The organism is Bdellovibrio sp. HCB209 (assembly GCF_047306065.1).
GTDB lineage: Bacteria > Bdellovibrionota > Bdellovibrionia > Bdellovibrionales > Bdellovibrionaceae > Bdellovibrio.
This window is the reverse complement of sequence record NZ_CP178618.1, coordinates 2,864,799-2,885,901: the sequence shown is the minus strand read 5'-3', so window position 1 is coordinate 2,885,901 and position 21,103 is coordinate 2,864,799. Positions and strand designations below refer to the sequence as shown.

General features: G+C 45.3%; 19 protein-coding genes and 1 pseudogene. 12 read left to right on the top strand and 8 right to left on the bottom strand.

Annotation, left to right across the window (positions count from 1 at the left end; all coding sequences use genetic code 11):
- Positions 1 to 116 precede the first annotated feature (116 nt).
- From ACLVWP_RS13975 to ACLVWP_RS13965, 3 genes and pseudogenes are all read left to right on the top strand, one after another.
- Entirely contained in the window at positions 117 to 536 is a 420-nt protein-coding gene (locus ACLVWP_RS13975; protein ID WP_413558087.1) for a hypothetical protein, read from the top strand.
- 573 nt (positions 537 to 1,109) lie between these two features.
- Positions 1,110 to 1,388, top strand: a complete 279-nt coding sequence (locus ACLVWP_RS13970; protein ID WP_413558086.1) for a hypothetical protein — start codon at positions 1,110 to 1,112, stop codon at positions 1,386 to 1,388.
- Between the two features lie 163 nt (positions 1,389 to 1,551).
- Positions 1,552 to 3,381: pseudogene (locus ACLVWP_RS13965) on the top strand (CocE/NonD family hydrolase).
- A 218-nt stretch (positions 3,382 to 3,599) separates the two neighbouring features.
- Here ACLVWP_RS13965 and ACLVWP_RS13960 read toward each other — a convergent pair.
- The gene (locus ACLVWP_RS13960; protein WP_413558085.1) at positions 3,600 to 4,322 is read right to left on the bottom strand and encodes a hypothetical protein; all 723 of its coding nucleotides are present in this window, start codon (positions 4,320 to 4,322) and stop codon (positions 3,600 to 3,602) included.
- Positions 4,323 to 4,404: 82 nt separating this feature from the next.
- Between ACLVWP_RS13960 and ACLVWP_RS13955 the strand changes: the two genes are divergently transcribed.
- Positions 4,405 to 5,304 carry a LysR family transcriptional regulator gene (locus ACLVWP_RS13955; protein ID WP_413558083.1) on the top strand — a complete coding sequence of 300 codons (900 nt, stop codon included), beginning with the start codon at positions 4,405 to 4,407 and terminating at the stop codon, positions 5,302 to 5,304.
- Positions 5,305 to 5,380: 76 nt separating this feature from the next.
- Positions 5,381 to 7,216 carry a methyl-accepting chemotaxis protein gene (locus tag ACLVWP_RS13950; RefSeq protein ID WP_413558082.1) on the top strand — a complete coding sequence of 612 codons (1,836 nt, stop codon included), beginning with the start codon at positions 5,381 to 5,383 and terminating at the stop codon, positions 7,214 to 7,216.
- Positions 7,217 to 7,283: 67 nt separating this feature from the next.
- Here the strand turns inward: ACLVWP_RS13950 and ACLVWP_RS13945 are convergent, their stop codons facing one another.
- Positions 7,284 to 7,802 carry a hypothetical protein gene (locus ACLVWP_RS13945; protein WP_413558080.1) on the bottom strand — a complete coding sequence of 173 codons (519 nt, stop codon included), beginning with the start codon at positions 7,800 to 7,802 and terminating at the stop codon, positions 7,284 to 7,286.
- 253 nt (positions 7,803 to 8,055) lie between these two features.
- Between ACLVWP_RS13945 and ACLVWP_RS13940 the strand changes: the two genes are divergently transcribed.
- Complete coding sequence (locus tag ACLVWP_RS13940; RefSeq protein ID WP_413558078.1) at positions 8,056 to 9,564, top strand: phospholipase D-like domain-containing protein; 1,509 nt, start codon at positions 8,056 to 8,058, stop codon at positions 9,562 to 9,564.
- A 27-nt stretch (positions 9,565 to 9,591) separates the two neighbouring features.
- Here the strand turns inward: ACLVWP_RS13940 and ACLVWP_RS13935 are convergent, their stop codons facing one another.
- Genes ACLVWP_RS13935 through nrdR form a run of 5 tightly spaced genes read right to left on the bottom strand, consistent with a single transcriptional unit; the run spans position 9,592 to position 12,420 of the window.
- Complete coding sequence (locus ACLVWP_RS13935; RefSeq protein ID WP_413558076.1) at positions 9,592 to 10,434, bottom strand: pyruvate, water dikinase regulatory protein; 843 nt, start codon at positions 10,432 to 10,434, stop codon at positions 9,592 to 9,594.
- 3 nt (positions 10,435 to 10,437) lie between these two features.
- Positions 10,438 to 10,995 carry a GTP cyclohydrolase gene (locus ACLVWP_RS13930; RefSeq protein WP_413558075.1) on the bottom strand — a complete coding sequence of 186 codons (558 nt, stop codon included), beginning with the start codon at positions 10,993 to 10,995 and terminating at the stop codon, positions 10,438 to 10,440.
- 42 nt (positions 10,996 to 11,037) lie between these two features.
- Positions 11,038 to 11,490, bottom strand: coding sequence for a hypothetical protein (locus tag ACLVWP_RS13925; protein ID WP_413558073.1), 453 nt, complete (start codon positions 11,488 to 11,490; stop codon positions 11,038 to 11,040).
- Positions 11,490 to 11,897, bottom strand: a complete 408-nt coding sequence (gene nusB / locus ACLVWP_RS13920) for a transcription antitermination factor NusB (RefSeq protein WP_413558071.1) — start codon at positions 11,895 to 11,897, stop codon at positions 11,490 to 11,492. Before nusB ends, ACLVWP_RS13925 begins: the two co-directional genes overlap by 1 nt.
- Entirely contained in the window at positions 11,836 to 12,420 is a 585-nt protein-coding gene (gene nrdR / locus ACLVWP_RS13915) for a transcriptional regulator NrdR (protein ID WP_413558070.1), read from the bottom strand. Before nrdR ends, nusB begins: the two co-directional genes overlap by 62 nt.
- Positions 12,421 to 12,578: 158 nt before the next feature.
- Between nrdR and ACLVWP_RS13910 the strand changes: the two genes are divergently transcribed.
- The 4 genes from ACLVWP_RS13910 to ACLVWP_RS13895 all read left to right on the top strand — a co-directional run bounded on the left by ACLVWP_RS13910 (position 12,579) and on the right by ACLVWP_RS13895 (position 15,867).
- Positions 12,579 to 13,226, top strand: coding sequence for a hypothetical protein (locus ACLVWP_RS13910; protein ID WP_413558068.1), 648 nt, complete (start codon positions 12,579 to 12,581; stop codon positions 13,224 to 13,226).
- Entirely contained in the window at positions 13,223 to 14,419 is a 1,197-nt protein-coding gene (locus ACLVWP_RS13905; RefSeq protein WP_413558066.1) for an RsmB/NOP family class I SAM-dependent RNA methyltransferase, read from the top strand. The genes ACLVWP_RS13910 and ACLVWP_RS13905 overlap by 4 nt, the downstream gene beginning before the upstream one ends.
- Positions 14,420 to 14,502: 83 nt before the next feature.
- Positions 14,503 to 15,084, top strand: coding sequence for a hypothetical protein (locus ACLVWP_RS13900; protein WP_413558064.1), 582 nt, complete (start codon positions 14,503 to 14,505; stop codon positions 15,082 to 15,084).
- 78 nt (positions 15,085 to 15,162) lie between these two features.
- On the top strand, positions 15,163 to 15,867 hold the full coding sequence (locus tag ACLVWP_RS13895; protein ID WP_413558062.1) for a hypothetical protein: 705 nt from the start codon (positions 15,163 to 15,165) through the stop codon (positions 15,865 to 15,867).
- On the opposite strand, the gene ACLVWP_RS13890 is transcribed toward ACLVWP_RS13895, so the two are convergent.
- Entirely contained in the window at positions 15,864 to 16,595 is a 732-nt protein-coding gene (locus ACLVWP_RS13890; RefSeq protein ID WP_413558061.1) for a hypothetical protein, read from the bottom strand. The two genes, ACLVWP_RS13895 and ACLVWP_RS13890, sit on opposite strands and share 4 nt — an antisense overlap.
- Before the next feature lie 145 nt (positions 16,596 to 16,740).
- Between ACLVWP_RS13890 and lgt the strand changes: the two genes are divergently transcribed.
- Both lgt and ACLVWP_RS13880 read left to right on the top strand, forming a co-directional pair.
- Positions 16,741 to 17,799, top strand: coding sequence for a prolipoprotein diacylglyceryl transferase (lgt, locus tag ACLVWP_RS13885; protein ID WP_413558059.1), 1,059 nt, complete (start codon positions 16,741 to 16,743; stop codon positions 17,797 to 17,799).
- A gap of 175 nt (positions 17,800 to 17,974) precedes the next feature.
- Positions 17,975 to 21,100 (top strand): hypothetical protein, encoded by a 3,126-nt coding sequence (locus ACLVWP_RS13880; protein ID WP_413558057.1) that lies wholly within the window; start codon positions 17,975 to 17,977, stop codon positions 21,098 to 21,100.
- The last annotated feature ends 3 nt before the right edge of the window (positions 21,101 to 21,103 follow it).

Sequence of the window (21,103 nt, the reverse complement as noted above, 5' to 3'; positions counted from 1 at the left end):
GTCGGTAACGTTTTGAGAACGCGTAATGTTTTCACCAGCAAGCCCCCACATGACGATCTGGCCTCAAGCAGTGGTATAACTCCGTCCATAAAAACAAAATCAAAGGGAGTTTTTCGATGAAAACGATGATCGCTTCTATAGTTCTTTTAGTTTCTTCTGTTTCTTTCGGAGCAGATTTCAAATGCTTCTCGTCAAAGTATCCGGCCGACATGAACCACGCATTTAATGAAGGTTACACGGTTCTTTCGGTAAATGGTCCCACAGTGAGTCTTAAGTATTTCTATGTAAACACGGTGGCTAACAATACGACACTTAAATACGAAGCCAACTACACGGTTGAAAGTATTAAGGGTGGATCCGGCAAATTGAGTGGTCTTTACATCGCAAAAACTCAAGAGCTTGATAAAATCGGCAGAATCTATCTAGAGCCGGCTCTTTTAGGTGAAGCTTCTAGTGGCGGCGTTATCGGAAAATTCGTATTCCCGGGCCATGGATACGGATATGACTGGAATCTTTGCTACGCTATCAATAAATAATCGCGCTAAATTACCAAAACTAAAAAGCCTCACCCAAAAAGTGGGTTTTTTAGTTTAGTAGAAATATTTAGCAGAGAGTGTGCAGCTTTCAGATTTTAGTGCCGCTGCCAATAATCTTAAAAAGGATTGCGAAAAGTACGGCGCAACAAATAGTCATTACAACTGCATATACTTTCAGCGAGCGAATTTCTTTTTCCATAAATTATGTTTACCAATGATGACTACAGTGGTCATCAAAGTAATCCATCTTAGCTAGCAGGCGTTCGATGGCGCGCTGACCTATAGGACGTAATTGTCCCCGACTGGAGCGCGCACCTCTATATCTATCCCTGTAAATCCGCCCTGACGACCGTTTCTAATGATTCCCATATTTGGCATATTGCAGAGTTCTTTAACAAGAATGCTATAACTTAGCGAAATCCCTTCTAATCTCGTCTCAGTTTATCTTCCAATTAGAGATTCTTTTAACAAATGAAGTTCACTAGACAGAGAGAACGGGTTCTGACGTTGGAGCGTGTCTTGCATTAGCGAAGGATCCGAACATTATCCATTGTTTATATGAAGGATTTTAATATGAAAAAGATTATTTTCGCTATGGCATTAATACCTCAATTTAGTCACGCATATATCGTTGCCTGTTCAAAAGGGTTAACTTTACTTCCAGAACTTCAAGTAGAAGTTGCAGAGAACTGTAGTGGTGGCTTGGCCATCGTAATAGGGCCTGGGGAATCTCAATGCACTAGATCTGAAGATGATTATGTTCGGGGTGAAGGACTCTATCGAGCTTGTGTTCGTTTAGAACAAAATGGTTTCGTCACTATCGTTCGTGCTAACTTTGTTGGGGACGAATAGAGCCTCTTCATTGTTGGTTAAAGGCTTTTAATAAAGTAATTACTAAGCTGAAGGTGAAAACCTTTAGCTTTTTTATGTGCAATCCTGACCAGAGGCACTCATCCCGAACCGTGCGGTCTCGCTACTTCGTTTGTCATGAATCCTTCAAGATCGGTCTTTAGATATGGCTTTAGGAAAAAGAGTCGACGAACTTGGTACTAGAGTAATTCGCATGGTTCGAGAAATCTACGGCGACTACAAACCGTTGAAGGCTCCGTACGAGACTTCGAGGGATAAGAAAGGGAGCAATATGGTAACACATTTATTTAAATTATTTGTTTTTATGATTTTTCTTTTTGGAGCGTCCTACACCCAAGCGGCTGCCTTTGGTGCATTACAAAAAGTTTGCTTATTTTTAGAAGGTCATACTCAAGTTTTAAAAAAGGATGAGATCGATTTATTAAATAAACGAATCGACTCTCGTCCTGCAAAGTCGCTTGTTGCAAACCTTTGCAGCAATCCGCAACTAAAAATGAATGCAGGTCCAATTCAAGTCTACGCTAATGGAGACCACATTGGAATCCTTCAAACCAATCGCGAGGGCAATCTCGTTGCGATTAAATTAACGTATGGAGAATTTGATGTCGAGCAGGCGGCATTAAATATGAATGATGGAGTCGTAATACCAACATTCGTATTCCATCCTAAAAATGAAAGGTCCAAAGCGGCCGGAACGATTTTAATACGTACTCCCTACATGCTGACAGTGTTGTCTTCTTGGGGACAAGCCTTAGGATATGTGTCCAGTGGATTTAATGTCGTATTTCAACCTGCGCGTGGAACATATTTGAGTCAGGGTGAATTTGAATGGTTGGACTGGAAGCGCGAAGCTCAAGATGCAAAAACAACCTTGGATTAGATTAGCAATCAATCGTGGTCTACTAAAAGCATTATCGCCATCGGTACATCCTATGACGCTTTTTTAGCAATGGCTGCCGCAACAACGCAACATCCGCGCTTGTCCATGGTGATTGCGGCAAGTGGCCCGTGGAACCCTTCTGCCGATAGCTTGTCAGCCAATGGAAGTCTAGCTCCGGTCTTAAAATATGTCACAGATATGAACTGGGATGGCAGCCCTGGAGTTGTCGCATCTAAAAGTTTTTTTTCTATGCAAAAGGCAATACAAGACAAAAATCCTTCCGGGAACAGTCTTGTGGAATTCGCTCGTAAAAATTATGCGCTCAAGCTTCGAAATCTTACTTCTGCAGAGCTTAACAAAAATGGTGATGATTTCGTAGCAGCATTGAAAAAATCCAAGGCAACGATGCTGTATGCTTTCGGAGTTGATGGTGATCAAGACAGTCGTGATGTCATCAATCTCGCCGAGCGAATGAAAGGAACAGAAAACCATTATTTTATCTCTCATAATGAAGGCCATTCTGATAGTCCTGTTAGTATTTTTGTTTTAAGCCGAATTCTTCGTGGACGTTCTGTTCAAGAAATTTCAGCGCTATTCGCACAGGCAGAAGAGAAGCGTTTTTGTAATATGGACCTAAATGGCCTGATGGACTGTAAAGAAAATCTTCCGTTTTTTGAAATACAAGAGGAAAAAACGATCCGCACTGAAGAGGTGAGATTTCGTAAGGATTCCACAGCGGAGGTCCATTTGTTTGACATAGTAAAAGATAGAATTGAGGTCGTTGGGCAGCTGAAAACAACTTTGACCGTGGAAGTGCAAGACTCTTCGACTTCCGAACTCCAACTTTCGATGTTCTTGATCTTCTGCAGCGATGGTGGCTATTGTGAGATGATTAACAATACGGGTGCGATACTTCAAACAACCTTAAAGCCAGGAACGCATACTTATAAGCTGAGCAGTCAGCATGGAGTCTATAACCTACCTAGAGGCAAATACTATATCTATGGTAAAATTGCTGATTTAATGGGTAAGAAACCTAAAACACCTTCAAGTATCTTGATTAAGCATCAGGAAATTTCAATTCCACTTCATTGACCCTTCCTCCTACCTGAATGGAATTTAAGAATTATCCTGAATAGGACCTTTTTGTCGGAGAACTGGCTCGAATCAACGCAAATCCGGACCTGGTGCGCGATGGTGTCGCTAGAATGTGAAAGTCCACAGGCCTGCATTTTTACCATGGACAAGATAAAAAAGCCTTCTGGGATCTCCAAGAAGGCTTTTTATTTAATAGAAAATTTAAACGATGGGACCTATTTACGTTTGTTCTTTTTAGCTTTTAGGAAGATGTAAGCTCCCAAAGCTGCCAGCAACAGAGCACCAGCCAGAAGCATCGTTTTATTGCCTCCGCCGCCAGAGCCGCCTTGACCGTCTTGGTACATATCAGCCGGCATTGCAGAGCCAATTGTGCTACCCAATGTGTCGCCACCTGGGCGGATCGGTCCAAGGCTTACGTTGTTCGTAAGGTTTTTGGATGCGATCACTCTTAAGCTCATAACTGCTTTAAAGAAGTCTTGGCTGTATTTCGTGTAGTACTGCTTGTGAGCAGAGAACGTGACGAGGATCGCGATTTTGTCTTTGATCGTCGCTAGGTAACGAGTGAAGTAGTTCGGTACTTCAGAGTTCATGTGCAAAGAATCAAGCCAAACCTGGTCATTGATAGTTTCTTGCTTACTTTTATAGACCACTTTGGATGTCAACGCGCCCGCTTTAGAGTTTGAAGAGATCGGTGAGTCCAAATGGGCTTGGTAAAGTGGGAAAGTGTCGGTAGGGCCGACCTCTTTAGCCGTTAGGATGATGATTGCTTCTTTGGATTCCTTGTTTTGCTCGCTACGGCAAACCCATTCGGTTTGTTCCAGGTTGCACTTCCATGTATCAGGAAGTTCGAAAGCGATATAAGCATTGCGGAAGACTTTTGCATTGGCGCTAAAACTGAGTAGAATAAGTGCGAGCGGCGCTAACAAACGTAACTTCATATTCTGATACCTCCGAGGTGCAGACGTTTGTAAGTATAATAACAAAAGCGTCCGGGATCAAAGCTCAAAGGAGAAAATTGTCGTGAAGAACCTTTATCAGCTAACTACCTTTGTGACTGTGATCAGTGAAGGCAGTATGACTGCCGCCGCCGATAAGCTTTACCTGACTCAACCCGCGGTCAGCCAACAGATTCGCAATCTGGAGGAAGATCTAGGTGTGGAGCTTTTGGTTCGCGGAGTTCGTCAGATCAAGGCGACTCCACAGGGTGAAGTTCTTTTTGATTATGCTAAAAAGATCATCCATCTGACTCAACAAGCAGAAATCGCGATCAAATCCATCGGCAATCAAATGAAGGGGCAGCTGCGTATCGGTACGCTGAACTCTATTGGTTTGCATTTGATGAGTCCGATTGTGGGTCGATTAATGCGCCACAATCCCGAGTTGTCTTTGAAGATCGATTACGAATCAGGCGAAGACTTGATCAAGAATTTCAAAAAGTCGCTTTATGACGTCATCATCCTGCCGGATACGAAAACAGAATTCGCAGAAGAGCTTGAAGGCGCCGAACAGAAGTTCTTAGTCAAAGAAGAGATGTGGTTGGTTGGTTCGAGCAAGGACGAAAAAATGCCTCAGCAGATCCTCTCCAAAGACTTGGGAGCATTTCCGGTGGTGGATTTCACCGATGAGTTTCCACGCTTCAATCGCTTGCTGAAAGAAAAAATGGATACATCGAAAGCGAACGCCATCTTTGAATCTGCCAATGTGGGAACACTGAAACGTGTGATCGAGGCGGGACTAGGTTGGGGCTTCCTTCCAGCTCACTCGATCAAGAAACAAGTCCGTTCCGGTCGTTTAAACCGCGTTTACGTGAAAGACTTGGCCTACGAGATGGACTTGATGTTCTATTATAAAAAGAACTCCTCCAACAAGCCGTTGGTCGAGGTGTTCTACTCGACCTTAGCAGGGCAAGAGAAAGCCTAGACTTTTTACTCCTCAAAAAAAATTCACATTTTTCCGAAATAGTACCACTGGGTACTAATTTTCGGAAAAGGTGTTTATGAAGGTTAATCAATCGATTCAACTTAAGATGGCTGCGCCAATCATCCTGATTGCGATTCTGGTTTTCACAGCGATGAATTATTTGGTCGCTGAAAACAGTTTGAATACCGCAGAAAAGCAAGCCGTTGAAAAATCATCTGCAATTGCCAAAGCCTATGCGAACGAAATGCGCGTCGGAGTTGAGCAGGGGCTAGGGATTTCCCGTACACTCGCACAACATCTTCAGGCCGCTAAGAAATTCAATCACACAGAGCGTGGTCCGATTGAACATTCCTTCCGCAATATTTTGGAATCTAATAAAGGTCTGATCGGCGTGTGGACGGCATGGGAGCCAAACGCATGGGACGGTCAAGATGCCAACTTCGTCAATAAATCAGGATCAGATGCCACGGGTCGCTTTGTTCCTTACTTGAGCTTTGCTGAAGGCAAATCGACATTGTCACCACTGGTGGATTACGAAAAGCCGGGCATTGGTGACTATTACCTAGTACCAAAAGCACGTGGTAAAGAAACGATGGTCGAGCCTTACTTGTACCCGATCGATGGCGTGCAAGTGTTAATGACGTCAGCAGTGGCTCCGATTTTTGTAGACGGTAAAGTTGTCGGTGTTGCAGGTGTGGATTTGCCACTGAAAGACTTGCAAAAAGATTCTTTGAAAATCAAACCGTTTGAAACTTCGTCAGCGTACTTGGTGACGAACTCTGGGAACTACGTCGCTCATCCAGATGAAAAAATGCTAACGAAGCACGCTGAGTTTTCAGTGGCGCCAGAAAAATTTAAAGAAGCTTTTGCTAAAGGCGAAAGCTTGGTCGTAACTGGCATGGACCCAGAACTTAAAGAGGAATGCTTGTATGTTGTGTCTCCGATGACGATTGGTGCAACAGCATCTCCTTGGTCTTTGGTGATCCGTACTCCATTAAAAACAGTCATGGCCGATGCTCGTGCCATGGTGTGGACTCAGGTGATTATCGCAGTCCTTGGTACGCTAGTACTGTTGGTCGCAGTTCTATTCATCGCTCGCTATATCGCTAAAGCGGTGAGTGGTATTACAGATCGTCTGTCTGAAACAGGTGATCATGTGACACTAGCGATTGAACAGCTTTCTCAAGCGGGTCAAAGCTTGTCGCAATCGGCAAGTGAGTCAGCAGCGTCCCTTGAGGAAACTGTGGCAGCTCTTGAAGAAATGAGCTCGATGGTTCGTATGAATTCTGACAACGCAAAACAAGCAGCGCAGCTTTCTTCGCAATCCTCTGAGGCCGCTTCTCGTGGCGAACAAGAGATGTCTTCATTGATGAATTCGATGTCAGAGATTTCCAAGTCTTCAAAAGAGATCGAAGAGATCATCAACGTTATCGATGATATTGCTTTCCAAACAAACTTGTTGGCTTTGAATGCAGCTGTAGAGGCAGCTAGAGCCGGGGAGCAAGGTAAAGGCTTTGCCGTGGTGGCAGAGGCCGTTCGTGCACTGGCACAACGTTCTGCGGTCGCAGCGAAAGACATCAATGAGTTGATCAAATCTAACGTGACTAAGATTGAAAATGGAACTCAACAGGCAAATCGTTCTGGCGAAGTTTTAAAAGGCATCGTGACGTCGGTTAAGAAAGTGTCTGATTTGAACACTGAAATTTCCACGGCGAGTGAAGAACAAGCCACAGGGATTCAGCAAATTTCAAAGGCGATGAATCAGTTGGATGCTTCGGTTCAGTCGAACGCAGCTTCTTCAGAAGAGATCGCAGGGACTTCGACAGATATTAGCAATCAGGCCAATATCATGAAGGGTGCCACTGATGAGATGAACGTCTTTGTTCATGGTGAGCACAAAAAAGTCGCTTAGTAATTCGAAAAATTAAAAATGAATTTAAGAGCAAGGGGTGGTCTCCTTGCTCTTAATATTTTAAAGACTATGTGCCTGGCTCTGGTTCTGGTACAGGAGTTGGAACTCCATTAGTGATGGATTCAATTTCCATCGTAGTTTTTGAACCTTCACCGACATTTGTGATTTCTTTTTTAATCAAACCAAATGGTACGTCGCCCATCCAAGTTTTGATAACACGGCCATCATCCGCAGTGACAGTCATACGGCAGGATGGGAATGTTCCTGCGATAACTCCCACGTCTTCCAAAGTTCCGCCTTTTTCTTCACACTTAGCCATCAGCATTTGCCAGTCTTCAGGACTCCACAGGCATTTTGTTTTTACTTCTTCAGTGGTGGTTTCTTCACCTTTAGTTTTGTCCACTTTGATAGTCCACATGTGAGACTCTGTATCCCACATTGTTACTTCTTTCGAAGCAGACATTGGTGTTTTTGTGCCATCGAGTTTTTCTTCCTCGCCAGTCCACATGACTTTATCGCCCACAGTTGGGTAGGCGAATGCAAAACTGGAAGTTAGCATCAGAGCGGCAATCACTTTGGTAAACATAATGACCTCCTGTCATTTTGGTTGCTGTTGAAAACGGTCACAGCATCGCACAGGGATTTTTATTTATCTTTATGTTTTCTGAGGGTCTGGCGACCAAGCACGGGGTTTGAAAAAGCCCGAGTGTTAAGTTATTGAACACCCTTGAAAATAATGCCTAGGTCCCGAGAGTATTTCTGTTCAACTGCTGCAAATTCGCAATGAAATGGCCGTCAATTTGCATAGTTAGAGTCGAAATTCCAGTGCGGAGGTCCGAGTGAAAACAAGTACGTATTTGATGGCAGCAGTGATTGCAATCACCAGCAGTACAGCTTTGGCTTCTCGTAACATGAAAGACTCTGATGGTGTTTATCGTCGTCGTACGGAACCTCAACAGGTAACAATCCTCGATAGCGGTTTGGCTTCATTGAAGAAACGCTTGGATATGATCGAAGGTGCGAAGCAATCGATTGAAATGGAATATTTCATTTACAGCATCGATACCGCAGGTCGCTTGATCACTGATGCTTTGGTTCGCAAAGCCCGCCAAGGTGTGAAAGTTCGCGTGATCGTGGATACGTCATTGCCGATCTTTGAGCTGAATAAATACTACGCTTCTGTTTTGAAAGAAGCGGGGATTCAAGTTCATTACTATAACCCAGCAGTTTTGATTCGCGTGGTGACGGCACAGTTCCGCAGTCATCGTAAAACTTTGATCGTGGATGGTGTTGAAGGCATTACGGGCGGTCGTAATATCGCCGACGAGTATTTTGATTTAAGCCCTGAGTATAATTTCTTGGATACGGATATCGTGGTTAAGGGTTCCATCGTTCAAGATATGCGCACGAGCTTCGAGGAATTCTGGAATGCCAAAATCACAGAGGAAGCTCCGTTGGTACGTTATCCTCGTCCGTCTGATTTCCCGGGATTAAGCGATGATTATGAAAACTCACCATGGGCTCACGATAAAGACGCGCGTATCAGCATCAGTCGCTTTAAAGGCGAAGTCGCAAGATACGAAGAGGGCACAGCGAAAGCCAAGGCCTTTACGGTATTAACAGTAGAAGATCATCGCATCCGTCGTTACGTAGACACCTTGGGTGCGCAGCTTTTGGCAAAGGAAGCAACGGGCGTTTGTCATGATATGATTTTTGCTGCTGACTTCCCAGGAATGGGCGAAAAGACTCGCGTTCTGCGTAAGCAATTGGCTTTAGAGGCAAGTCTTGCGCAAAAGAAAGTTTATATCGAGTCGCCATACTTTGTGGTGAAGAAAGAAATCTCTACGATTTTGGATGATCTTCTTCGTCGCAATGTTGAAATCAACGTGATGTCGAACAGTCTGTATTCAACGGACGCGTTTTATACTCAAGCTATCTTCGATACGCGCATTCGTCGTTGGACAGAGCTCGGTGTGAATGTATGGATGCACAAAGGAACTATCGATCCTAAGGTGTACCCTGTGATTGCAGAAGCTCGCCCGTCAAGATGGGGCACGCATTCTAAGCGTGCGGTGATCGACGAAAAGACGATGATCGTTGGAACATTCAATATGGATCCACGTTCAACGAATATTAATGCTGAGATGGCACTGATCTGTCGCGACAACCCACAACTTGCCTTGGCTGTGCAAAAGAATATTCAAGAGCATATCGCAAGTGCTTCAAAATTGAATCGTTCTGGCTTTAGAGAAGACGGACGCCCTATGCATGAGAACGTCCCGGTATCTAAGAAAGTGCTGTTCTGGATGACGCTACCATTGGCAAGCGTTTTGGATTTCTTGTTGTAACCTACTCCGGCAACGCCGGAGTGTAGATTAGAAGATCACGCTGTCTGGCAGGCCCAAACGGGCAGCGATGATACGCACGATTTCACTCGCCGTTTCCTCAAGAGCTCGCTCCGTCACATTGAACACAGGCCATCTGCGATTCTGTTTAAAAATCTGTTCAGCGAATTCAATTTCCTTAGCGATGTGAGACATCGAGGCGTAAGCGCCACCAGGATCTTGGCCAAATTTTTCCAAACGGCTCTTACGGATTCTTTGCAGGGAATCCATATCAATAATCAATCCCACCACACGGCGCTGATCGACTTTGAAAAGTTCCTCTGGAAGGGGAGCATTCAAAACCAAAGGCACATTGGCAACTTTCCAGCCTTTATGGCTTAGGAAAATCGACAGGGGAGTTTTACTTGTTCTAGAAATCCCAACGAGTACGATGTCGGCTTTATCAAGTTCCGCAAAAGTTTTTCCGTCATCATGTTTAACCGTGTACTCGATGGCTTCGATGCGTTTGAAGTATCGTTCGTCCACGGCACGCAATGCACCCACATGGGATTCGGAATGTTCACCAAAGAAGGTATCCAAGGTGTTCAGCAATGGGCCTAGCAAGTCGAAATGCGGAATGCCTTTGCCAGACGCTAGATCACGAATCTTGTTACGCAACGAAGGACTTGCGACCGTGTAAGCCAGCATCCCGCGACGTTCAAAGCATTCTTCGATCACGGCTTCAGCTTGGGCTTCCGTGCGCACGTTCTTACAACGGATGATATTGATGTCTTTGTTAGAGTATTGAACCAAGGCCGCACGAATCATCGTGGCTGCGGTTTCCCCGGTACTGTCAGACAAAATATAAAGCGTGTAAGTTTTTGCTTCGCTCATTTTTTATTCCGCAAATCCGTTGATCAAGGCGCGACGAACATTTTCACAATGCTCTTGCAACCAAAGATCCGGCAAAGTTGAAAACAAGATGAATGAAAAATCAGGAGTTACTTTAATCAACAGGCATGTTGTCTTGGCGCCTGTATCCAGGTGTTGCAAGTTGGCTTTACGCAAAATAGCTGATGCATCTGTTTTAAGCCAAGACATCAAATTCGCATTCGGCAATGACATCGAAGATTTCGCGCTGTTTTTGAAAAGCTCAGAAACACCTTTGTGAAAGAAAGCCTGAGCCTTCCAATCACCATCGTGATTTTCCAACAAAATACCCGCTTCAAAAATCATCGCTAGGCGAGAAAACACCACGATCGCACGATCAATATGATCTTCCGGTAAACCTTGTGAAAGACCACGTACTAAAGCTTCATCACGAGACGCTTCGAATTCTTTTTGTACTTGTGCACGTTCTTCAGATTGTGGATCGAAATCATTTTCTAGAAATGACTGAAGACGTTTTTGAAAAGTTGAAATTTTAGAGACCAGAGCTTGAGATAGACGTTCCATGATGCAATCCTCTTACCTTCATTGTGAAGGCAGGGGCGCGTATTAATCAAGTACGACAGTGAAATCCTGGTTGCTATGATGCTTCACCCAAGCCTGTTGAAAGTTCCCAGTACTTTGTCCAGGTGGCAGGAAAACTCTCAGTGTCGGCTGTTGTAGGCCGCTCCAAACCTGAAAGATTGATTGAGTCCACGAGCCCAAATTCTCATCCCAAGGAACGACGACCACCCACTTGTTGGGAAGCAACGTTTCGGAAGCAATCATCATCGGGGCAGAGTTCGCGACAGGGCGATAGAATTTAGTCAGTTCGGTTTCTTTGATCACGTCATTCAAGAATCCAGGCACATTCGCACTGTTATGACGTGAAGATTTGCAAAGCTGGAAGTTCAAATACCAATCCAGCTTTGAAGTCCATTGTGATTTCCCAAGTTGTGGCACGATCCAAAGGTCAGACCCTGGATTCAAAGCGCCGGCTTGAGAAAGCACATTCAGAGCCATTAGTGGACCTTGCTCACTTGATCCAGCAAACCATTTACGAAGCTTGCAGAATCAGATGTGCCGTACTTTTTAGCGATTTCAACCGCTTCATTGATGGCGATGTTTTCTTTGATAGGGTCTGCTGCGAATTTCATTTCCCAAACAGCGATACGCAAAATATTGCGATCGATCGTCGCCATACGCTCTACTTTCCAGTGAGCACTAGACGCTTGGATTTTAGAATCAACGGCTGCTTTATCGGCCTGAACACCTTTGATCAAAAGATCGGCGTAAGAGATCGTCTCAGCATCGTAAGACTCTTCGAAAACATCCATAAATGTGCGAACGCTGATAGTTGGCGTGAACTCAGTTTGGAACAGGATTTGGAGAGCGAGCTCCCGGGCTTGTCGTCTTGCTGTCAGTTTCATGGTTTGGCTTTTTCTCGCTTTCAACGAAGTTCATCGCAGTCAGGCTTAATTGTGGATTACTTGCATCGACAAAATCAAGCAGTTCAGCGTCTTCAAGAGTCTCAACAAATTCCTGGACGTCTTTAAAGGTACGATAAACACTCGCGAAACGAACATAAGCCACGTCATCAAGCTGTTTCAGTTCGGCCATCACTTTTTTGCCAAGCAGGCGAGAGCTCACTTCGGATTCGCCACGATTGACGATCCAAGCAGCAATACGCTCTACCACGGCATCGATTTGCGCGACACTGACAGGACGTTTTTGAGTCGCAGCGGAAAGACCCTTCAGGATTTTTTCTTTACTGAATGGTTCGCGGCGACCGTCTTTTTTAATGATATATGGGAGGGCGATCATGATTGTTTCAACAGTCGAAAAACGAGCCTTGCACTCAAGGCATTCACGACGGCGGCGGATGCTGCCATCTTTCTGCACTCTCGTATCTAAAACTCTGTCATCGGCGTGGCCACAAAATGGGCATTTCATAGTCTTTGGTCCCGTCCCAAAAGGTTAGCCGGAGATTAGGGACCGCCCCTCTGAGAGTCAATGCCTCCAGGCTCAATGACCATATGCATCATTATATACTGCAATGTGTTCCGCTAAGGCGGCAATTTTGGCTATGATAAAGGCTGGATGAGGTGACTATGAAGAACGTTTTTTCCATGATTTTGCCCCTATTGTTGGTGGGCTCATACGCTCTGGCACAGCAACCCGTAGTCGGCCGTGATGCTGCCGCGAAATATTTTCAAAAAAATGACGACGACACCGTGTATGTGGGTGGTGGCGGTAACGGCAGCACAGTAGCTGGCGGTCCATCAGATCACTATTTGGCGATCCACTTTGCACGTTACATGGCTTCGCAATCCTATGACTGGGGTAAGAACGGTCAGGAAGACGATGTAGGTAATAATAATTTCGGCGTCACATACCGTGTGGGTGAGTGGTACAACTCGATGGATATGAATATCCGTATGGAATATGCGGATTACAGCGTGGCTGACGATAATCCTAGTAAAATTTCATTTCTTCCGTTGATCACATTCCCAGATGCGGGCTCGCGCTTTCCGCTTTATTTCGGTGCGGGTGCAGGTTTGGGTATCTTCATGAAGCAAACGAATTCTAAATCAATGATCACTTTGGATTACCAGTTGATTGCCGGTGCACGCTTTTTCAATGTCTTTGAAAACACTGGATTCTTCTTGGAGGCTGGGTTAAGAAATTCCCTGTTTTTGCTCTCTTCAGGGCAACTTAATGGAACCTTTTTAGCCGCTGGCTTGGTATTTACATTTTGAGAATTCACAGACATCTCGCAGAGGCTGTTGTTAATGGTTTAGAAGAAATTTTCGACCAAAACAAATACGCCGATAAAATTATTCAATACAATCTTAAGGGGCACTCCAAATGGGGTTCCCGTGATCGCAAATTTTTTGCTGAAACAATTTACGAAGTTGTGCGCTGGTACCGCTTGCTTGAGTTCATGGGACAAAGCGGGGACATGTGGCGCATCGTTGGTATTCAGTGGTTGCGTATGGGCTATGATCTTCCACCAGATTGGGAAGAGTTCGAAGGCCTGGATTACGATTTCATTCGTGCTCGCGAAAAAGAAGCTCAAGATAAATTTGCTGTTGCTCAATCCATTCCTGACTGGATGGATGCTCGCGGTCGCCTAGAATTAGGTGACACGTGGGAAAGTGCCGTGAAAGCTTTGAACAAGCCCGCTGAAGTTTTCATGCGTGTGAATGCTTTGAAATTCACACCAGCTCAAGTGATCGAGGAACTTAAGAAAGCTGAAATTGAAGCTTTGCCAGTTTCCCCGGATCTTCCTCTTGCTTTGAAATTGAAAGAACGTCGTAACGTGTTCATCACTGAAGCCTTCCGTAAAGGAATGTTCGAAGTGCAGGACGCGGCTTCGCAAATGGTTGTGCCGATGCTTGACGTGCAGCCGGGTCAACGCGTGGTTGATGCGTGCGCAGGTGCGGGTGGTAAGTCACTTCACATCGCGGCTCTTATGAAAAACAAAGGTCGCATCATCTCGATGGATATCCATGAGTGGAAATTGCAAGAGTTGAAAGTGCGTGCTCGTCGTAACAACGTCGACATCATCGAGACCCGCGTGATTGATTCCAGCAAAGTGATTAAGCGTCTGCACGAAGAAGCAGATCGCGTTTTGTTGGATGTTCCTTGTTCTGGTATGGGCGTTCTTCGTCGTAATCCAGATTCAAAATGGAAATTGAGCGATGATGAAATCGCTCGTCTTCAGACTTTGCAATATGAACTTCTGACGTCGTATTCAAAAATGACTAAGAAGGGTGGCAAGATGGTTTACGCCACTTGCAGTTTGCTTCCGTCTGAAAATGAAAAACAAGTGGCGCGCTTTATCAGCGAACATGGCGATCAGTGGACTCTTGAAAAAGAGATGCACCTTCGTCCAGACCGTGAAGGTTTCGACGGCTTCTATGCCGCACTTTTGATCCGTAAAAGCTAGGCTCACGTCCTGTGGCCTGCTTGCGGACATTAAGAAGTGTTAAGTAATTTCAGTCAAGATTCCAACAAGCCGATCAGAATGATATGCAAACGAGAACGTTTCCACTCATTCTGATCCTTTTGCTTTTCGCATCTGGGGCTCGCGCTGAGTTCATGCTGGATCTATCGGGCACGTATCTGACCGAAAAAACAAACTCTACTGATGTGAAAGACGACTCGACAAAGTACTCCTACAATGTGGGCGGTTATCTTAAGTTCGCTAAAAAATGGTGGGCGGGTTGGAGCTATTTGGGCGTGAATATGTCGGGGACATCGAATGCCACGGGCTCCTCGGTGCCGACCTCTTTTCAATCCTCAGACACCGGGCCTGCGCTGAAATATTTTTTTGGTAAAAGCGAGGTCTTTAGTTTAACGGCGGTCTTTAATGTTCTGGCCAAGGCTTCCTATAAAAACGTGGTTTCGGATAGCACAGAGGCGTGGATGGGGACGAGCTATTTGGTTTCATTCGGGATCATGCCCGAGATAAAATCGGGATTTCATATGGGGGTGGCCTTGAATTATTACAGCGCTGCTTACACTAAGAAAACAGTGGATGGCACCGAAACCTCCGAGGCGAACACCAAGAGCTGGCTGTTCCCGACGCTTTCGTTAAGTAAATCCTGGTAAAATTTTGACTCCATAAATACGCCTTTGATAAATAGGCATTTATTGATAAAAAGCCCTCACCAAACGGGTGGGGTTACAATGAATCGAGTTTTAGCAGTCTTCGCACTTTCTGCTCTTATCGCCTTTCAAGCACAGGCGCAAATTCCAACTCGCGATCAAAACTATTATAAAATCAAATCTGTGGTGACTAAAGAGATCACTGAACAAAATCTGCCATCGGTTGTTGTTCCAAACGAGCCTGCGGATTTTGATTTAGCTCCTGCTGAAGCTGAAGTTTTGGATATCACTTCATTCCTTTCCCTAGATGCAGTCGTCAATATCGGTAAAGGTGTTTGGACGGTTGTTCAAGCTGGTAAACCGACAACAGATACGAAGTTTGATACAGCCAATGCTTTGCCAGGTGGGGCGACGGATTGGACGGAACTCGAGGGCTGGGGAGCTCCTGAATTCAAAACTTTCAACGTTCAGTACAAAAACATCTATGACATGACAGTTGTGGATTTCACGTACCGTGTGATGTACATCGCGAACGGCAATGTCAAAGGTATCGGCCAATACCTTGCGAATGTGACTGTGATTCCTGTGAATTTATCTGTGGCTTGGGGATTTAAGTTCAATGTGTCTGCTGCGATTCCAACAGTTACAAATATCGGAACTGCTCAAAACCCATTGGCAGCGATGCAAGTGAACTTGCGTTGGTCCGCAAGCTCCTTCATCAGCAGCGAAGAATCATCCCGCATGTTCTACATCACGGGTGATGGCGAATTTAAAGAGATTAACTAGAAGAACAATTTGATGCCTGACTTGATTCCCTCGCGCTCGGTGGTCAAGTCGTCGGTCATGCTTGGTGTTTTGTTCTTTTGGCTTTCGCGGTACCAGCTACCGAAGACTCTGAGGGCTTTAAAGTCGATAAAGAGACCGAACTCAGCCAAGTCCTCTTTCAGATCTCCTAGTTGATCGTTAGTCGTTGGAAGATAGTAACGATACTTTCCATTCAAGCCAAAAAACTTAGTCATATACAATAGCAACTCGGCCTGACCGAATTGTTGATTCAATTTTGTCGTCGTTGTGCCACTCATATCACGAGTGCGTAGTCCGTACGACAAGGTGAAGCCAGTGTTCTGGAGAGAGTTTCCTAACAGGCGCAGATGGAACATTCCCGCTAAATCTTTGTAGCTTTCGTCAGAGTTATCCAAGTATTCCACACCCAGCCCGATGAATTGGGCATAAGCTGCGGCCTCACCCGCAAAACGCGTGTAGTTCTTGTCAGGCGTAACATCGTCCTTTACGTGCATGTCGTACGACAGGAAATTAACTCCCAACATCACCTCGTAAGGAGAAGGGCTGTTCATAGAAAGCCATTGATCCATCATGCGGTTTTTATCTTTGATAGCTAACCAGTCAGTCAGGGACCAGCGGCCCGCCTCACGCTTGGCTGCGCGCTGAGTGAAATCAAAACCACTACTCCATTTAGAGGCTGTTTGTGCCTGGGATTGGAGAGAAAACGCCATAATGCATAACAGAAGTGAAAATGAAAATCTGGACATGCCTCTATTTTCTCGCTTTATTAGGTTCGAGTCTAAAAAAATCCATGTTGAGACGCAGGATGAGACAAAAAACAGAGACGTAGAATGAGTCTCAAAAAAAGGATGAACAGTGGTTCACGATTTTGATCCCTTTGCTTTAAGAATTTCAGGTGATTTTGGTGTTCGTTGGTACGGCCTTTCCTACATGATGGGCTTTATTTGTGCCTATTTATTAATCAAATGGCTGGCTCAGCGCCAACGTTCAGGCCTAACTGCCCAAATGGTAGGCGATTTCATCACATATGCGGCGATTGGAACCCTGGTGGGCGGTCGTTTGGGTTACGTATTCTTTTACGGGCCTGATTTGTTGTGGAAATTTAAATCCAGCTTCCCATTCTGGGGTGTCCTTGCGGTGAACGAAGGTGGGATGGCGAGTCATGGCGGTATGATCGGTATCGTCGTTGCGTGCTTCCTTTACGCAAGAAAGTACTCAGTTAATGCCACTTACCTTTTTGACCTTGTAGCGGTTTCGGGACCTATTGGAGTTTTCTTTGGTCGTATCGCTAACTTTATCAACGGTGAGTTGGTAGGTCGTCCTTGTGATCCTTCATTCCCTTTGGCGGTGAAGTTCCCACAAGACATCGAAATGTGGCCTTCTCAAGATTTCAATCGTTTGAATGATCTTTCAAACGTTGTTGATAAAATGGGAATGACTCGTGAGCAGTGGTTGGAAATCGTGGGCAAGTTTCACATGGACCAGGGTGCTCGTGAACAAGTGTACGCGACTCTTCACAAAATCATTCTGACAATTCAAGATGGCAACGGTGCGGTGAAAGCAGCGATCGAGCCATTGTTGACTCCGCGCTATCCGTCGCAATTGTTTGCAGCGTTTGGTGAGGGTTTGTTGTTGTTTGTGTTGTTGTTCTTCCTTTGGAGAAAACCACGCAAGCCAGGATTCATCGCTTCAACATTCATCGTGTTGTATGCGTTGGTGCGTATCGCTGATGAACATTTCCGTATGCCTGATGCACAAATCGGTTTCCAACTTTTTGGTCTGACTCGTGGTCAGTGGTTGAGTATCGCGATGTTGGCAGTAGGTTTTATCTTGATGTTCTTGTGGAGTCGCTCGGGCTCGCTGAAGATTCCAGGATGGGGACGTGGTCATTCAATTAAATTGAACAGAAAATAGGAAGCGGTGAAAAAGGCTCGACTGCTGCGTTGTCGGGCCATCTCCTCACTCCGACATGCTTGAATTTTGACCGCTTCTGTTATGCGGTGAAAGTGCGGCGCAAAAAATCTGTAAACTCTTGGTGCCATTTTGTCTTGGCACGATTTCAGCAAAGACCCCTCCTCGCGAGGGGAATATGCAAAAATATTTATCATTACTATTTGTTTGGATTGTCTGCGTCTCTTTAAATGCAGTCGCGGCTCCCACAGATTTTCCGGGAATGATTTCTGTTGGCACTGATGGTGCGCAAGCTGTGGATGTCGTCGGTCAACATGGTCAGATCATGATGCCCGAAGATCTTACGCGTGCATTGAAATCTGGTGTCGACATTTCCTTGTTGAATCCTGCGCCGTCCGATTTGTGGCAAGACTCTGCGGTGAAACCTTTGAATGCTGCAGATTATACTTTGGGTTTGCAAAGTGGTGTGAGTGTTGACTGGGTCAGTAACACTCCATCTGTCGTCGGTGAATATCGTTTTATCATTCAAGTGCAAGTGAACGGCGTGATTGAACAGTATCAAGCAGTGCTTGGCAAAAAAGCTCATAACATTTTGTTGCGTAAAGCGGTGCTGGAAAAATTGGGATACCAAGTGCAGCCGGTGCAATGGCTGTCTAAAATGCGCGTGAAACTAAATGGTCATGCGAGCTTGATGGGCTTCCTAACAGACATCAAAAATAACACCGAAGGCAATCCAAGCCGTTGGGTGACGAATGATACCACGAACACATCTATCGACTACGTGGATCTTCAAGACGTTTTGGTCATGCCTGCTGTGCAGACGTACTACAGTTTGGAAACGGGAGCTATTCCTCCAGCGGTGATTCAGGGTCGCCGTGTGATGAATGCGTTGCTAGTGCCATTCCAATTAGTTGATGTTCCTGAAAGCTTGAATAGTTTTTCTTGGGTTGCAGGTCGTGTTGTGAATCAAGCGGCTTATTTGAATTACGAGTGGGCGTCTTGGTTTAATCCCACGTTTCAAGATGCGCAGTGGATTGTTCGTCGTCTGGCTCGTTTAAGTGCACAGGACTGGAAGGAAGTAGCCCAAGCATCCTTTGTTCCTCCAGAAGTGGCAACATTGTTGGCTGAAAAACTAAAATCTCGCCGCAACGATTTAACAGATCTATTTAAAGTGTCGGCAGTTAAGCTCGCTGTGAATAGCAAAATTTCCTCTGGTGCCAGATTGACTGAAGGCAAACTGACAGCGACAGGTTGGCCGGGTTATGCGTCTCGTTTTTCTTTCGGTGATCCAGACAACCCACTTTCCACTTCAGAAGTAACAGCGTTCCTAAAATCTAAAGGCATTTCGGCACTGATTGATTCTGCAATGTCTTACATGAATTCCTTCTTTAATAATAACGACAGTGTTCAAGGCCAAGTGAATCAACGCACTTTGGATAACGTTGTTGATCAAATGATTCACCAAGCAATCACAGGTCAGAAAAAGAACATTCCACTGGGAATGTATGCGATCCCATCATGGTCAGGGCGTATTTTGCTTTCACGCGATGTTGTTGTCGGAAGCTACATGGGAACTGACAACTTGGTGCAAATGGCCGACACCTTCGGTTTTCAAATCACTCCAGGGTTTTTCATTGGTATTCAAGGTCTAAACGGCATCAGCGAAAGCGGTGGTGTCGGTTTGCAAATGCAACGCTCCTATACTCACATCAAGCCTTTGAAAAGTATCAAAGCCGTCAATAAAACTCCGTATCGCAATATGCTGGTGCCATTCTTGAAAAAGAAATGGGCGGCGGAGATGGATCAGCCGATGACGACAGTTGATGGTCAAAGTAATTTGGTCGCCATCGCGGATGCATTAGATAAAGAAATGGCAGTGGGCGAGTCTTTGCTGATTACAGACAGCGTGACGGCGCAAGCGGGTCTTAATCTGACTTATCCGACGTCTCCATCAGTGCAATTGCAGACATCACTGAATGCGGCTCAGATGTTCCTGCACCGTATTCAAATTTATAAAAAAGATAAGTACACATTCCAGATCTATAACGATCCAGGTCGCGTGACTAAAGGCAGTGCCGCTGTGGGCCTGACTTCGTATGGTGTCCCTTTGGTGACATTCAGTGTGGGTGGAATGAGCGGTAAGGTAAATACTAAGTTCTATACTCTGGTGATCGGTTCTTCGGATACCGCAGAATTGGAGCGCAATCAGCGCGAATACGAAACCAACGTGCGCATCTTGAAACAGATCTTCATGAGCAACTCTTTGGAGATGCTTAATACTGAACAAGATCCCACCGTGATTGGTCATGATTTCTCTGAGCGTGATGTGAACTTTGGATTCTTGTTTTATCAAGCTCGCAAAATGACGGTGAAAGATCGTTTTGAAATCACTCTGCCAGAGGGCGCTCAGACTTCCGTTCTGTATCGTTCAACAGGTGTGCGTACGGGTAAGGATTACTATTCCTTGGCGATGCAGACTTTGGCGGGATTTCTGCGTGAAAAAGTGGGCTCTGATAATATCGTCTTAGATGGTGGATCGAACGGAAATCCTGGAGACACCTTTATGGGAAGTTCCGTTTCCCGTGTGGTGAACTATCAAGGAACTCAGAAGGATCCTAAGAATCCTAACTCCGGTTTGACTACAAATCCTGAAGGCCAATTTGCGCAAGTGGTGCATCAGCATAAGGGCTGGAATATCACTCGCGATAAGGCTTTGAAAATTTTAAAAGACATGAATGAAGACTTCGGCGTCAAATTGATCCCAGATGCTTCGTTGTCAGACACGCGCAAGATTCTTCTGTATTCGATCACTTTGACGATCAATGTTTACAAGCAAGGCCTTGAAAGACTAGCGACTTTGCCACGCGATCAAGTTGAAATGCTGATGCGTAACTCGATGTTTGATGTGTGCAATGTTCCTTGGCCAAAAGGGGAGTGTGATCGTGCACAAAAATCTTTCGACACTCACTTCCGTCGTTACTTGCGCTCACAAAAAGAATACTTGGCCGCGCGTATCAGCAATGGGCCTGAGGCCGCGGACCGTGCATTGGCGATGGTCGATTTGGCAGAGACATACTTCCCAGGTCGTAAATTGGTCAGCGTAGTTGGCGAGCAGAATATCTTCATTCAAGCTCGCGTGCAGGGTTTCCGTCAAAATGATGAACTGGGCGACAGTCCATTGATGGGAAATACCATCGGTGTTGTCGGAGCGCGTGCTTCGAGTGGTCCTCTGAACTTTATCCAACAAAATCTACAAATTCAAAATGGTGAATTCTTCATCACGTGGTTGTTGAACCCACTGTAAAGG

Coding starts and splice junctions, on each gene's coding strand:
- ACLVWP_RS13895 (WP_413558062.1), top strand. CDS start 15,163: ATGAATCGAGTTTTAGCAGTCTTCGCACTTTCTGCTCTTATCGCCTTT.
- ACLVWP_RS13975 (WP_413558087.1), top strand. CDS start 117: ATGAAAACGATGATCGCTTCTATAGTTCTTTTAGTTTCTTCTGTTTCT.
- ACLVWP_RS13925 (WP_413558073.1), bottom strand. CDS start 11,490: ATGGCTCTGAATGTGCTTTCTCAAGCCGGCGCTTTGAATCCAGGGTCT.
- nusB (WP_413558071.1), bottom strand. CDS start 11,897: ATGAAACTGACAGCAAGACGACAAGCCCGGGAGCTCGCTCTCCAAATC.
- ACLVWP_RS13960 (WP_413558085.1), bottom strand. CDS start 4,322: ATGAAGTTACGTTTGTTAGCGCCGCTCGCACTTATTCTACTCAGTTTT.
- ACLVWP_RS13970 (WP_413558086.1), top strand. CDS start 1,110: ATGAAAAAGATTATTTTCGCTATGGCATTAATACCTCAATTTAGTCAC.
- ACLVWP_RS13890 (WP_413558061.1), bottom strand. CDS start 16,595: ATGGCGTTTTCTCTCCAATCCCAGGCACAAACAGCCTCTAAATGGAGT.
- ACLVWP_RS13880 (WP_413558057.1), top strand. CDS start 17,975: ATGCAAAAATATTTATCATTACTATTTGTTTGGATTGTCTGCGTCTCT.
- ACLVWP_RS13910 (WP_413558068.1), top strand. CDS start 12,579: ATGAAGAACGTTTTTTCCATGATTTTGCCCCTATTGTTGGTGGGCTCA.
- ACLVWP_RS13945 (WP_413558080.1), bottom strand. CDS start 7,802: ATGTTTACCAAAGTGATTGCCGCTCTGATGCTAACTTCCAGTTTTGCA.
- ACLVWP_RS13935 (WP_413558076.1), bottom strand. CDS start 10,434: ATGAGCGAAGCAAAAACTTACACGCTTTATATTTTGTCTGACAGTACC.
- ACLVWP_RS13950 (WP_413558082.1), top strand. CDS start 5,381: ATGAAGGTTAATCAATCGATTCAACTTAAGATGGCTGCGCCAATCATC.
- ACLVWP_RS13900 (WP_413558064.1), top strand. CDS start 14,503: ATGCAAACGAGAACGTTTCCACTCATTCTGATCCTTTTGCTTTTCGCA.
- ACLVWP_RS13930 (WP_413558075.1), bottom strand. CDS start 10,995: ATGGAACGTCTATCTCAAGCTCTGGTCTCTAAAATTTCAACTTTTCAA.
- nrdR (WP_413558070.1), bottom strand. CDS start 12,420: ATGAAATGCCCATTTTGTGGCCACGCCGATGACAGAGTTTTAGATACG.